Annotated in this window: 12 protein-coding genes; 4 read left to right on the top strand and 8 right to left on the bottom strand. The window is 68.3% G+C overall.

Going from position 1 to position 13,026, the window contains the following annotated elements; genetic code table 11:
• Window positions 1–77: 77 nt before the first annotated feature.
• The 3 genes from N7640_RS18565 to N7640_RS18555 form a co-directional block, all read right to left on the bottom strand.
• The gene (locus N7640_RS18565) at window positions 78–1,139 is read right to left on the bottom strand and encodes an AI-2E family transporter (RefSeq protein ID WP_279902053.1); all 1,062 of its coding nucleotides are present in this window, start codon (window positions 1,137–1,139) and stop codon (window positions 78–80) included.
• Between the two features lie 105 nt (window positions 1,140–1,244).
• Window positions 1,245–2,927 (bottom strand): methyl-accepting chemotaxis protein, encoded by a 1,683-nt coding sequence (locus N7640_RS18560; RefSeq protein ID WP_220813182.1) that lies wholly within the window; start codon window positions 2,925–2,927, stop codon window positions 1,245–1,247.
• 83 nt (window positions 2,928–3,010) lie between these two features.
• Complete coding sequence (locus N7640_RS18555; RefSeq protein ID WP_279902055.1) at window positions 3,011–4,330, bottom strand: Na+/H+ antiporter family protein; 1,320 nt, start codon at window positions 4,328–4,330, stop codon at window positions 3,011–3,013.
• A gap of 241 nt (window positions 4,331–4,571) precedes the next feature.
• Here N7640_RS18555 and N7640_RS18550 point away from each other — a divergent pair, with 241 nt between their 5' ends.
• On the top strand, window positions 4,572–6,713 hold the full coding sequence (locus N7640_RS18550) for a methyl-accepting chemotaxis protein (protein WP_279902057.1): 2,142 nt from the start codon (window positions 4,572–4,574) through the stop codon (window positions 6,711–6,713).
• 123 nt (window positions 6,714–6,836) lie between these two features.
• Window positions 6,837–7,433 carry an NAD(P)H-dependent oxidoreductase gene (locus N7640_RS18545; RefSeq protein WP_279902059.1) on the top strand — a complete coding sequence of 199 codons (597 nt, stop codon included), beginning with the start codon at window positions 6,837–6,839 and terminating at the stop codon, window positions 7,431–7,433.
• 64 nt (window positions 7,434–7,497) lie between these two features.
• On the opposite strand, the gene N7640_RS18540 is transcribed toward N7640_RS18545, so the two are convergent.
• The 4 genes from N7640_RS18540 to N7640_RS18525 are packed head-to-tail and all read right to left on the bottom strand — an operon-like array spanning window position 7,498 to window position 10,119.
• Window positions 7,498–8,832, bottom strand: coding sequence for a sensor histidine kinase (locus N7640_RS18540; RefSeq protein WP_279902061.1), 1,335 nt, complete (start codon window positions 8,830–8,832; stop codon window positions 7,498–7,500).
• Complete coding sequence (locus N7640_RS18535; protein ID WP_220813187.1) at window positions 8,829–9,497, bottom strand: response regulator transcription factor; 669 nt, start codon at window positions 9,495–9,497, stop codon at window positions 8,829–8,831. The genes N7640_RS18540 and N7640_RS18535 overlap by 4 nt, the downstream gene beginning before the upstream one ends.
• A complete protein-coding gene (locus N7640_RS18530) occupies window positions 9,497–9,811 on the bottom strand; it encodes a PepSY domain-containing protein (protein WP_220813188.1) in 315 nt (104 codons plus the stop codon). Before N7640_RS18530 ends, N7640_RS18535 begins: the two co-directional genes overlap by 1 nt.
• Window positions 9,811–10,119 (bottom strand): PepSY domain-containing protein, encoded by a 309-nt coding sequence (locus N7640_RS18525; protein WP_220813189.1) that lies wholly within the window; start codon window positions 10,117–10,119, stop codon window positions 9,811–9,813. The genes N7640_RS18530 and N7640_RS18525 overlap by 1 nt, the downstream gene beginning before the upstream one ends.
• Window positions 10,120–10,300: 181 nt before the next feature.
• On the opposite strand from N7640_RS18525, the gene N7640_RS18520 reads away from it, so the two are divergent.
• Both N7640_RS18520 and queD read left to right on the top strand, forming a co-directional pair.
• Entirely contained in the window at window positions 10,301–11,380 is a 1,080-nt protein-coding gene (locus N7640_RS18520) for a patatin-like phospholipase family protein (RefSeq protein ID WP_279902064.1), read from the top strand.
• A gap of 398 nt (window positions 11,381–11,778) precedes the next feature.
• Complete coding sequence (gene queD, locus N7640_RS18515) at window positions 11,779–12,135, top strand: 6-carboxytetrahydropterin synthase QueD (RefSeq protein ID WP_220813191.1); 357 nt, start codon at window positions 11,779–11,781, stop codon at window positions 12,133–12,135.
• A 6-nt stretch (window positions 12,136–12,141) separates the two neighbouring features.
• Here the strand turns inward: queD and queF are convergent, their stop codons facing one another.
• Window positions 12,142–12,972 (bottom strand): NADPH-dependent 7-cyano-7-deazaguanine reductase QueF, encoded by an 831-nt coding sequence (queF, locus tag N7640_RS18510; protein ID WP_279902065.1) that lies wholly within the window; start codon window positions 12,970–12,972, stop codon window positions 12,142–12,144.
• Window positions 12,973–13,026 lie beyond the last annotated feature (54 nt).

The raw sequence follows: 13,026 nt of genomic DNA, 5'->3' as shown, positions 1-13,026 counted from the left end.
GGTACTCACCTCGGGACATGGCTGGAACAGCATCACGGCCGCGGTCGGTTTTTCCAGCTCCGCCGCGTCAACAGTCCCTAGGGCAACCGAGGCGCCTCGCTACCGTTGCGGTGCAGGTCCCAGCTGGCGACGAACAGTGCGGCGATCAACGGGCCGATGACGAAGCCATTGAGGCCGAACAGGGTCAACCCGCCCAGGGTGGAGATCAGTACCAGGTAGTCCGGCATGCGCGTGTCCTTGCCGACCAGTATCGGTCGCAGCACGTTGTCCACCAGGCCGATCACCAGCACGCCGAAGGCGATCAGCACGATGCCCTGCCACACCGCCCCGGTGGCGATCAGGTACAGCGCCACCGGCCCCCACACCAGCCCGCAGCCCACCGCCGGCAGCAGCGACAGGAAGGCCATCAGCACGCCCCACAGCAGCGGGCTGGAGATGCCCAATACCCAGAAGATCAGCCCGCCCAGCGCGCCCTGCACCGCCGCGACCACCAGGTTGCCCTTCACCGTGGCCCGCACCACGCGGGTGAACTTGATCTGCAGCCGGCGCTTGAGCGACTCCTCCAGCGGCACTGCGGTGCGCACGTTGCGCACCAGTTCCGGCCCGTCGCGCAGGAAGAAGTACAGCAGGTAGAGCATGACGAAGAAGCCGACCAGGAACTGGAAGGTGTTCTGGCCGATGTCGAAGGCCTTGGTCGCCAGGAACTCGCTGCCCTGCATGGCGCCCTTGGCGACGCGGTCGCGCAGCGCGTCGAAGTCGCCCAGGCCGAAGCGGTCCAGCTGGTTCTGCAGCACACCGGGCAGCAGGTTCTTGAAGCGCTCCACGTAGGCACCGATGTCCAGGTCGCCCTTCTCGATGCGCTGGTAGATGGCCGTGCCCTCGTTGACCAGGGCCAGGCTGATCAGGGTCATCGGCAGGATCGCCACCAGCAGGCAGACCGCCAGCGTCACCATAGCCGACAGGTTGCCGCGCCCGCCGAAGCGCAGCGCCAGACGCCGCTGCAGCGGCGCGAACAGCACCGCCAGGACCACCGCCCAGAACAGCGCGCCCCAGAACGGCAGCAGTATCCAGCCGAAGGCGATAGTCACCACGATCAGCAGGGCGACGAAGGACTTCTGTTCGATGAGCGGTGTGTGCATGGACGGGAACCGGTGGCGGTAGGGATGCTGTTTAGTCCCTCCGCCGTCCCGTTAAGTGCGAGCTTTTCTAGCGGCCCGCAAGGGGCGCCGTGGCGGCGCCCTGCGTCAGATGCGGAACTGGCGCACCAGCCCGCCAAGGCGCTCGCCCAGGTCGGACAGGCTGCGCGCGGTGGCCGCGCCATGGCGGGTCTCGTCGGCCACGCTGTCCACCGCCACGGCGATCTGGTGCACGCTGCGGTTGATCTCCTCGGCCACCGCGGTCTGCTCCTCGGCGGCGCTGGCGATCTGCGCGTTCATCGCGTTGATGGTGCCGATCAGCCCGGCGATGGCGTCGAGCGAGGCTCCGGCCTGGTTGGCCTGGGTGCTGGTGTCCTCGCCGGCGTCGCTGGAGCGGCGCATGGCGGTGACCGACGCCTGGGTGCCCTGCTGCAGGCGGTCGATCATGCCCTGGATTTCCTGGGTGCTCTGCTGGGTGCGGCTGGCCAGAGCACGTACCTCGTCGGCCACCACCGCGAATCCGCGCCCGGCCTCGCCAGCCCGGGCCGCCTCGATGGCCGCGTTGAGCGCCAGCAGGTTGGTCTGCTCGGCGATGGAGCGGATCACGTCGAGTACGCTGACGATGGACTGCACATCCTGCTGCAGGCTGTCCAGCGACTGGCCGCTGTCACGGATGTCGCCGACCAGGGCATGGATACGGCTGATGCTGCCGTCGACCACCTGCTTGGCGGCCTGGCCCTCGCGGTCGGTCTGCTGGGCGGCCTCGGCGGCGCCCTGGGCGCTCCTGGCCACCTCATGGGCGGCGGCGGACATCTCGTTGATCGCCGTGGCCACCTGGTCGGTCTCGTGACGCTGGCGCTCCATGGCCTGCTCGGAGCGCTGGGCCTGGGCGGCTACCTCGCCGACCAGGCCGGTGAGCTGGGTGGTCATGTCCGCGATCTGGCGCACCAGGCCGTGGATCTTCTCGACGAAACGGTTGAACGAGCCGGCCAACTGGCCCAGCTCGTCGTCGCGGGCCACCGGCAGGCGCCGGGTCAGGTCGCCCTCGCCGGCCGCGATGTCGTCCAGATTGGCCTTGATCTGCTGCAGCGGACGCACGAAGGCGTTGCTCAGGGCCAGGCCGCTGATGCCGAGCACCAGCAGCATCAGCGCGGCGATCACCAGGATGCTGGTGATGATGGTGCCGACGCGCTCCTCGACCGCCTCGCGGACCTCGGCCACCTGGGCCTCGACGCCATCGAGGTTGACCGCGGTGCCCAGCGCCAGGTCCCACTTGGGCAGGTAGTAGCTGTAGGCCAGCTTGGGCACCAGCACGCTCTCGTTGGTGGGCAGCGGCGAGCTGTACTGCACGTAGTGGGAAGCGTCCTTGGCGACGCGCACCAGCTCGTCGTTAACGGCCACGCCGTTGGGGTCCTTGCGACCGGTGAAGCTCTTGCCCACGTCCGCCGGATTGTCACCACGGAACAGGCGCACCACCTGCGAATCGTAGCCGAAGAAGTAGCCGTCCTTGCCGTACTTGATCTTGGAGAGGATGGCGATGGCCTGCTCGCGGCTGGCCGTGTCGCCCTGGCTGGCGCCGTCGTACAGGGTCTGTACCGAGCCGAGGGCGATCTGCATGTAGTGCTGCAGCTCCTGGCGGCTCTCCTCGATCAGGCGCGTGCGGGTCTCCGCCACCTCGTCGGCGGCCAGGTCGGCCAGGACCTTCGCCACGGTGCCGCTCAGCACCAGGGCGAAGAGGATCACCGGCAGCAGGGCCAGCAGCAGCACTTTGGTTTTCAGGGTCAGACGCATGGTCCCATTCCTTCTGGTTATCCGCCTGAGTCGGAGCGGTGTTGTTGGTGTATCGGCACTCCAGCGCGGAGCTGAAGCGCCGGCTACAGGAGCAGCGCCGCGGCCCAGCCGAACGCCAGCAGCGGCAGGTTGTAGTGCAGGAAAGTCGGCACCACGGTGTCCCAGATATGGTCGTGCTGGCCGTCCGCATTCAGGCCGGCGGTCGGCCCCAGGGTCGAGTCGGACACCGGCGAGCCGGCGTCGCCCAGTGCGCCAGCGGTACCGACGATGCAGACGATGGCCAGCGGGCTGAAGCCGAGCTGCACGCACAGCGGCACGAAGATCGCCGCGACGATGGGCACGCTGGAGAAGGACGAACCGATGCCGGTGGTCACCAGCAGGCCGATCAGCAGCATCATCAGCGCGCCAAGGGCCTGGCTGTGGCCGATCCAGCCGGCGGCGGAGCCGACCAGGCTGTCGATCTCGCCGGTGGCGCGCATCACTTCGGCGAAGCCGTCGGCGGCGATCATGATGAAGCCCATCATCGCCATCATCTTCATGCCCTCGGTGAACAGGTCGTCCGCCTCGCGCCAGCGCACCACGCCGGACAGGGAGAAGATCACGAAGCCGACCAGGGCGCCGACGATCATCGAATCCAGCCACAGCTGCACGGCGAACGCGGCCGCCACCGCCACGCCGGCCACCAGCAGGCTGTAGGGGTTGTACTGCACGGCGACGTTCTCCACCTGCTCGATGCGGGCGAGGTCGTAGTCGCGCTTGCGCCGGTAGCTGAGGAACACCGCCACCAGCAGCCCGCAGAGCATGCCCAGGGCCGGCAGCAGCATGGCCAGGGTGACGCTGACGCCGGTGGTGTCCACCCCGCCCTTGCGCACGCTGGCCAGCAGGATCTCGTTCAGGTAGATGTTGCCGAAGCCCACCGGCAGGAAGATGTAGGGGGTGATCAGGCCGAAGGTGATCACGCAGGCCACCAGGCGGCGGTCCATGCGCAGGCGCGCCATCACGTACAGCAGCGGCGGGACCAGCAGCGGGATGAAGGCGATGTGGATCGGCAGGATGTTCTGCGACGACACCGATACCGCCAGCAGCAGGCCGATCAGCAGCCAGCCCACCAGATCGCCACCCCGCGCCTGCTGGCGGCCGACCAGAGCCAGGGCCTTGTCCGCCAGGGCGTGGGCCAGGCCGGACCTGGAGATGGCCACGGCGAAGGCGCCGAGCAGCGCATAGGACAGCGCCACGTTGGCGCCGCCGCCCAGCCCCTTGTTGAAGGCCGCGAGGCTGGCCTGCAGGTCGAGCCCGCCGATCATGCCGCCGGCCAGGGCACCGGCGATCAGCGCGATCACCACGTGCACCCGGCACAGACTGAGGGCCAGCATGATGCCGACGGCGGCCACCACTGCGTTCATAGACAGACTCCGAAACCGCGGACAAGGCGGACCGCCCGCAAAAAAGCGCAGAACTCTGCCCGAACGATCAGGTTCTGTCAAAACACGATACGTGCAATATCCTGATCACTGCGTGCATAATTCCGCCTCGCCATCCCCCGTGATCCAGGATCAACCGGCTCCGGGTCGGCAGCGGACGCTCAAGACCGAGGCTCCGCTACCGATAACCCGAACAGCCGTCCGCACAATCAAGGACCTGCTCATGCTGTCGCGCCTGTCCATCCAGTTGAAAATCACCCTGCTCTCGGGCCTCTCCCTGCTCGCCATCGTGACCCTGCTGGTGGGCGCCTCGCTCTTCCAGTCCACCCGCAGCGCCACCCTGGTGCGCGACTCCAGCGCCGAGATGCTCGAAGAGGCCGCCCGCCTGCGCATGGCCTCGCGCGGCGAACTCCAGGGCCTGCGCATCCAGCGCTACTTCATGGATGCCTACCAGTACGGCAAGGGCTTCTCGCGCCAGGTGCTGTTCCTCAAGGATCAGGCCGAGAAACGCTTCCTCGACGCCTTCGACCTGCGCGAGGACCTGGTCCGCCAGGTGCGCTCCGCGCTGGAGGCCAATCCCGGCCTGCTCGGCCTCTACGTGGTGTTCGAGGCCAACGCGCTGGACGGCAAGGACGAGCTGTTCGCCGGCCAGGGCGAGCTGGGCAGCAACGACAAGGGGCGCTTCTCCCTGTACTGGGCGCAGACCGTGCCCGGCACCCTGGAAGCCGAGGCGATGGACGAGACGCAGCTCGAAGACACCAGCGCCGGCCCCAGCGGCGCGCCCTACAACGCCTGGTACACCTGCCCTCGCGACACCCGCCGCACCTGCGTGCTCGACCCCTACTTCGACGATGTCAACGGCAAGCAGATCCTGATGACCAGCATCGCCTTCCCCCTGGAGCAGGACGGCAAGGTGATCGGCGTGATGGGCGTCGACATCAGCCTGGAGAGCCTGCAGCAGATCAGCCTGAAGGCCAGCGGCGAGCTGTACGACGGCCAGGCCCACGTCAGCATCATCAGCCCCGCCGGCCTGCTGGCCGGCCACAGCCGCGACCCCGCCCAGCTCGGCAAGCCGCTGACCAGCGCCTTTCCCAGGCAGGGCGCGCAGATCAGCCAGCTGCTCGCCGGCGGGCAGTCCCAGTTCCTCGAGCTGGATGACAAGCTGCGAGTGATCGAGCCGCTGCTGCCGATTCCCGAGGCCAAGTCCTGGGGCGTGCTGCTGGAAGTGCCGAAAGCCGTCCTGCTGGGCCCAGCCCTGAAGCTGGAGCAACAGCTGGACGAGAGCCGTACCCGCGACACCACTTTCTCGGTGATCCTGGCCCTGGTCGCCATCCTCGTCGGCATCGCCCTGATGTGGCTGACCGCCCGTGGCGTGACCCGCCCGATCCTCGACGTGGCGAGCATGCTCAAGAACATCGCCAGCGGCGAAGGCGACCTGACCCGCCGCCTGGAATACGCACGGCGGGACGAGCTGGGCGAGCTGGCCGGCTGGTTCAACCGCTTCCTCGACAAGCTGCAGCCGATCATTGCCGACGTGAAACGCTCGGTGCAGGACGCCCGCAGCACCGCCGACCAGTCCGCGGCCATCGCCAGCCAGACCAGCGCCGGCATGCAGCAGCAGTTCCGCGAGATCGACCAGGTGGCCACCGCCTCCCAGGAAATGAGCGCCACCGCCCACGACGTGGCCAACAATGCCGCCCAGGCCGCCGAGGCGGCGCGCGGCGCGGACGCGGCCACCCGCGAGGGGCTGGCGGTGATCGACCGCACCACCCTCTCCATCGAGCAACTGGCCGGCGAACTCAACTCGGCCATGGCGGAGGTCGAATCCCTGGCCAGCAGCAGCGAGCAGATCGGCTCGGTGCTGGAAGTGATCCGCGCCATCGCCGAGCAGACCAACCTGCTGGCCCTCAACGCGGCCATCGAGGCGGCCCGTGCCGGCGAGGCCGGGCGCGGCTTCGCCGTGGTGGCCGACGAGGTGCGCAACCTGGCCAAGCGCACCCAGGACTCGGTGGAGGAAATCCGCCAGGTGATCGAGAACCTGCAGAGCGGCACCCGCGACGTGGTCGGCTCCATGCACAGCAGCCACAAGCAGGCCCAGGGCAGCGTCGAACAGGTCGAGCAGGCAGTCGCCTCGCTGCGCCGGATCGGCGAGTCGGTCGGCGTGATCAACGACATGAACCTGCAGATCGCCAGCGCCGCCGAAGAACAGAGCGCGGTGGCCGAGGAGGTCAACCGCAACGTGGCGAACATCCGAGACGTCACCGAGGCGCTCTCCGACCAGGCCGACGAATCGGCCCGGGTCAGCCAGTCGCTCAACAGCCTGGCCAACCACCAGCAGGGGCTGATGGACCAGTTCCGCGTCTGAACCCTGGCGCCGCGCCCGCACGGGCGCTGGCGCCATCGGTCCACCGTCCTGGCGCTTCGCCCCCTTGTCCCGCCGCAGAGCGGCCGCTAGCCTGCGCGCAGTCATTCGCAGGAGAATTCCAAGATGCTCGATATCGCCCTGATCGCCGGCTCCAGCCGCACCGGCAGCCAATCCGCCAAGGTCGCCCGCTATCTACGCCAGCGCCTGATCGACCTGGGCCTGACCAGCCCCGAGCGGAGCGGCCTGATCGACCTGGGCGAGCGCCCCCTGCCGCTGTGGCCGGCGGACGACAAGGGCCCCTGGGCCGACTACCAGCAGCAACTGACCGCCGCCGACGCGCTGGTGGTGATCGCCCCGGAATGGAACGGCATGGCCTGCCCGGCGGTGAAGAACTTCTTCCTCTACACGAGCAAGGCCGAACTGGCGCACAAGCCGGCGCTACTGGTCGGCGTGTCCTCCGGCGTCGGCGGTGCCTACCCGATCAGCGAGCTGCGCGCCTCCGGCTACAAGAACTGCCGCATCGCCTACCTGCCAGAACACCTGATCGTGCGCCATGTGGAAGCGGTGCTGAACGAGGGCGAGGCCGCCGGCGAGGGCGACCTGCGCATCCGCCGCCGCGCCGACTACGCCCTGGACATCCTCGGCAAGTACGCCGAGGCGCTGAAGCCGGTGCGCGCAGCCATCGACCTGACCGACCCGGCCTTCACCAACGGCATGTAACCGCCGCGCTCCCCGGCGCACCTGAGCTGTAGGGTGCGCCGCGCGCACCTGACACGCCTTCGGATTACCTTGCCTTGGCCCGAGGCTTGTTCCCGGGCAACCGCACCTCCACCCGCAACCCGCCCAGCGGGCTGTCGTCCAGGCGCAGGCTGCCGCCCCAGGCATCGACGATGTCGCGCACAATGCCGAGCCCCAGGCCGTGGCCGGCCACCTGTTCGTCCAGACGACTGCCGCGGCCCATGACGTCCTCGCGCCGCTCGGGCGCGATGCCAGGGCCGTCGTCGTCCACCCACAGCCGATAGCCCTCGGCGTCAGCCGCCAGGGTCAGGCGCACTTCCGCGTCCGCCCATTTGCAGGCGTTGTCCAGCAGGTTGCCGAGCAGTTCCAGCAAGTCCTCACGGTCCCAGGGCAGGCACAGGCCGGGCTCGGCCTGCCACTCCAGCTTGAGGCCATGGCTATGGATCATGCCCAGCGTGGAAAACAGCCCCGGCAGCTCCGCCGCGCAGTCGAAATGGGCGCCGGGCAGGGCCTCGCCGGCCAGGCGCGCACGTCCCAGCTCGCGCTCCAGACGCTGCTGGATCTGCGCCAGTTGCTCGCGCAGGGTGGCCTGCAGTTCCGGCTGATCGCGCAGATCGTCGCGCTCGCTGAGGCTGACCAGCACCGCCAGCGGCGTCTTCAGGGCGTGGCCCAGGTTGCCCAGCGCGTTGCGCGAGCGCTTGAGGGTGTCCTCGGTGTGGTTCAGCAGATGGTTGATCTGCCCCACCAACGGCTCCAGCTCCTGGGGCACCTGGGCATCCAGTTCGCTGCGCCGGCCCTGCTGCAGCTGGGCGATCTGACCGCGGACCCGTTCCAGCGGCCGCAGCGCCGCGCGCACTGTGTAGCGCTGGGCCAGCAGGATCAGCAGCAGCGCCGCGCCGCCCAGTCCCAGGCCCAGCCATTGCAGGCGGCGGAAGCTCTCCAGGATCGGCGTGTAGTCCTGCGCCACGCTGATGCTGAACGCCTGGCCGAAGCGCTGGTAGTCGGCGCGGTACACCAGCAGGCGCTGGCCGCGCGGACCATCGCCCAGTCCCTCCTGCAACCCCGGCGCCGGCGGGTGCTGCAGGTCGCGGTCCCACAGGGAGCGGGAGCGCCAGGTCTGGTCGGCGAAATCGATGCGGAAGTAATGGCCCGAGAAGGGCCGCTGGAAGGTCGGGTCCAGGCGCCGCTCATCCAGCTGGATGCCGTTCTGGCCGCGGACCAGGGCGATCAGCAGGGTCTGGGTCTCGTCCTTCAGGTCGTCCTGCAGGTAGCGGCGCAGGCTGTGGTCGAACAGCCACAGGCTGCTCTGCGCCAGCACCAGGCCCACCACCACCAGCACACCGGCCAGCCCCAGGCTGAGGCGGCGCTGGATCGACCTCACCCGCCGACCCCGGCATAGCGGTAGCCCTGGCCGCGCCGGGTCTCGATCACCTCGCGGCCGAGCTTGCCGCGCAGCCGGTTGACGTGCACCTCGAGCACGTTGGAATCACGCTCGCTCTCGCCGTCGTAGAGATGCTCCGCCAGGTGGCTCTTCGACAGGATCTGGCCGGGATGGAGCATGAAATAGCGCAGCAAGCGGAATTCCGCGGCGGTCAGCTCGACGGTCTCGCCGTCCCGGGTCGCGCACTGGCGGCTCTCGTCCAGCTGCAGACCGGCCGCCTCCAGCTGCGGCTGGTTGGCCAGGCCGTGGGCGCGACGCAACAGAGCCTGGATGCGCAGGGCCAGCTCCTCGGGATGGAAGGGTTTGGTCAGGTAGTCGTCGGCCCCCGCCTTGAGGCCGTCGATGCGCTCGGCCCAGGAGCCGCGCGCGGTGAGGATCAGCACCGGCGTGGCCAGCCCGCCCGCCCGCCACTCGCGCAACACCTCCAGCCCCGGCTTGCCGGGCAGGCCGAGGTCGAGCACGATCAGGTCGTAGGGTTCGCTGGCACCCTGGTAGACCGCGTCCCGGCCATCGGCCAGCCAGTCCACCGCGTAGCCCTGGCGACCCAGGCCGGCAATCAGTTCGTCGGCCAGGGGCACGTGGTCTTCAACCAGCAGCAGGCGCATCAGTCCTCCAGTTCGTCCTTGAGGATGCGACCGTCGCGGGCATCCAGTTCCAGTTCGCGCACCGTACCGTCGACGGTGAGCAGTTCGACCTCGTAGACCAGCACATCGTCATCGTCTTCCAGTTCCGCCTCAAGCAGGACGGCCCCGGGGTATCGCCCCAGGGCCTGTTCCATCAGCATTTCCAGCGGCTGGATGACGCCTTCGCGGCGCAGCTTGAGCGCCTCGTCCTGGTCCAGGTCGCGGGCCTGCGCATCGAGCGCGAGCACGGCCAGGACCAGGGCGACGATGCCGCTATAGCGTGCAACGAACTTCATCAGTCATCCCGGTGCTCTTTCAGGATCTGGCCGTTGCTGGCATCCAGCTCCACGTCCCACTGCACGCCCTGTGCGTCGCGCACTTCGACCTGGTAGACGTAGCGGCCGTGCTCTTCTTCGAGTTCGGTGTCCTCGATCTTGCCGCCCGGATACTTGGCCAGCGCGGCCTCGTTGAGCTTCTCGAAGCTCTGGATGGTGCCGGCGTCACGCAGTTTCAGTGCCTCGTCCGGACCCAGGTCACGGGCTTGGGCGATACCGGCAGTGGTGGCCAGGGCGGCAATGGCGAAAAGGCTGGTCAGCTTGTTCATGGTGTTCTCCTCGGGGGTGTCTGTTGTCTACGGTGCCCACGATAGTGAAGCCGACTTAATTCAAGCTGAATTGTCGAGGGCCGCCCCGCGGCTCGCAACTGGCAAGGTATTCATTCCCTGAAGCCGCTTGGCCTGATGGACCGGGCCACTATAATCGCTGGCTTGCCACACGGAGCCGAGCATGACCGCCATCCACGTCAAAGCCCCCGCCCTCAGCCTGCGCGCCGGCAAGCGCGCCCTCGCCCGCATCCGCGAACGCGGCCTGCAGCCGGCCGACGTCGGCATTCTGCCTGGCGCCGCCGGCGGGCCCAAGGGGCTGGGCATCCAGGGCCTGGACCTGGCGCTGTTCGGCGACTGGCTGCCGCGGGCGCCGCGCGAGCGGACGCTGATCGGCGCGTCCATCGGCTCCTGGCGCTTCGCCAGCGCCTGCCTGCCCGACGCCTGCGCGGGCATCCGCCGGCTGGGCGAGCTGTACACCAGCCAGCGCTTTGCCAAGGGCGTGAGCATGGCCGAGGTCTCGCGCAGCTGCGTGCGCCTGCTCGACGACCTGCTGGAAGGCCAGGACGCCGCCGTGCTGAACAATCCGCTGTACCGCCTGAACATCGTGGTGGTGCGCAGCCACGGGCTGCTCCAGCACGACCATCGCGGCAAGCTGGGCCTGGGGCTCTCCTCGGTGATCGGCAACAACCTGCTGGGCCGCAGCCGCCTGGGCCGCCATTTCGACCGGGTGATCCTGCACGACGCCCGCCTCGCGCCGCCGCTCGCCGCGCTGAACGACTTCCGCTCGCACTTCCACACCCTGGCCGAGGGCAACCTGAGGCACGCCCTGCTCGCCTCCGGCTCCATCCCCATGGTGATGGAGGCGATCCGCGAGATTCCCGGCCTGGAGCCCGGCGCCTACCGCGACGGCGGCCTGCTCGACTACCACCTCGACCTGCCCTACCAGAGCGACGGCGTGGTGCTCTACCCGCACTTCACCGACAGGGTGGTGCCCGGCTGGTTCGACAAGAGCCTGCCCTGGCGCCGCGGCGACAGCGGCCGCCTGCAGGATGTCCTGCTGCTGGCCCCATCGAAGGAATACCTGGCCACCCTGCCCCACGGCAAGCTGCCGGACCGCACCGACTTCAAGCGCTACCTGGGCGACGACGCCGGCCGCGAGCGTTACTGGCGCAAGGCGATGGCCGAGAGCCAGCGGCTCGGCGACGAGTTTCTCGAACTGGTGGATGGAGGACGGCTGGGCGAGCGGCTGCAGCCGCTCTGAGAACCTGTTCATGGCCTGCTGCGCGTCGGCTAAACGGCGTTGAAAGCGCTCTCGGAATGCTCATTTACCACTCGTAAACTCCGCTTCCTCGACCGCTTTCGCCACCGTTTATCTCTAGCTCGCGAGGCCATAAACAGGTTCTGAAAATCGCACCGCTCGCAGGCCCGACAATCGGTTGCCGGCTTTTCACATTCTCTTCACATCTTTTGCGCTTCACTGTCCCCGTGAACCCCATCACAGCGAACTGCCCGACTTCGGTCGGGCTTTTCGTTTCTGGCGTTTTTATCCAGAAGAGATCGCCCAGCCGCAGGTTAGAATGACGCCCAGCCGGCCCGCCTGGAAACACATCGGGCACGCCCGTGCCGGCCTCTTCCCACCCTCAGCCTGCAGAAAAGCCCGTGGAACTGTTCAAAGAATTCACCTTCGAGTCCGCCCATCGCCTCCCCCATGTCCCGGCCGGTCACAAGTGCGGCCGCCTGCACGGCCACTCGTTCCGCGTGGCCGTCTATATAGAGGGCGAGGTCGACCCGCATACCGGCTGGATTCGGGATTTCGGCGAGATCAAGGCGATCTTCGCCCCGCTCTACGAGCGCCTCGATCACAACTACCTGAACGACATTCCCGGCCTGGAAAACCCCACCAGCGAGAACCTGGCGATCTGGATCTGGCACGAACTCAAGCCGCTGCTGCCAGAGCTTTCGCGCATCCGCGTGCACGAGACCTGCACCAGCGGCTGCGAATACCGCGGTAGCTGACCGCCGCTACTGGCGGACCAGCCGGCGATTGTCCGGGATGATCGCCTCGGTGCTGCGGTAGGGGTTGATGTCCAGCCCGCCGCGACGCACGTAGCGCGCATGGACCGTCAGCCGCTCCGGCCGCAGCAGGCGCTGCAGATCTAGGAATACCCGCTCCACGCATTGCTCATGGAAATCCTGATGCTGGCGGAAGCTCACCACGTAGGCCAGCAGGCTGGCGGGGTCCAGGCGCGGGCCGCGGTAGTCGATGACCAGGCTGCCCCAGTCCGGCTGGCCGGTGACCGGGCAATTGGATTTCAGCAGGTGGCTGTAGAGCACCTCCTCCACCACTTCGTCGCCGGCCAGGCGCAGCAGCTCCGGGCGCGGGTGAGCATAGTCGCTGACCTCGATCTCCAGGTCGTCGATGCAGCGTCCCGGCAACGCGGCCACGCCCTCGGCGGCCACCTCGTCCAGGCCACGCACCCGCACTGCCACCGGCGCACCGGCGCAGGCGGACAGGTCGCGTGCAAGTACCACCTCGACCTCGGCCTGGCCGGTGTAGGCGGTCTGGTTGAGCGAGTTGAGGTAGAGCTTGAAGGACTTGGACTCGATGATGTTCGGCGAGTCGGCGGGAATCGCGAACTCGCCGATCGCCACCACCGGCTTGCCGGAGGGCGTCAGCCAGGACAGCTCGTAGCAGTTCCAGTAGTCCACGCCACGATACGGCAGCCCACCGGCCTCCAGCCCCAGCTCGGCCCACTTGGCGGCGCGGGGGATGGGGAACAGCAGTTCGGGACTGTAGGTGGAGACGTACTCGCTGGACTTGCCCAGCGGCGAGTGTTCGGCGGGATGCTGCATGGCGACGGCCTGGAAAGCGGAAAAACGGCGGGCAGTATACCCCCATGCCGAATC

Origin of the sequence: Pseudomonas sp. GD04015 (assembly GCF_029837675.1) — a bacterium.
In the GTDB taxonomy this organism is placed as follows: Bacteria; Pseudomonadota; Gammaproteobacteria; order Pseudomonadales; family Pseudomonadaceae; genus Aquipseudomonas; species Aquipseudomonas paralcaligenes.
The sequence above is the reverse complement of the archived record's forward strand: the minus strand, read 5'-3'. Positions and strand labels throughout refer to the sequence as shown.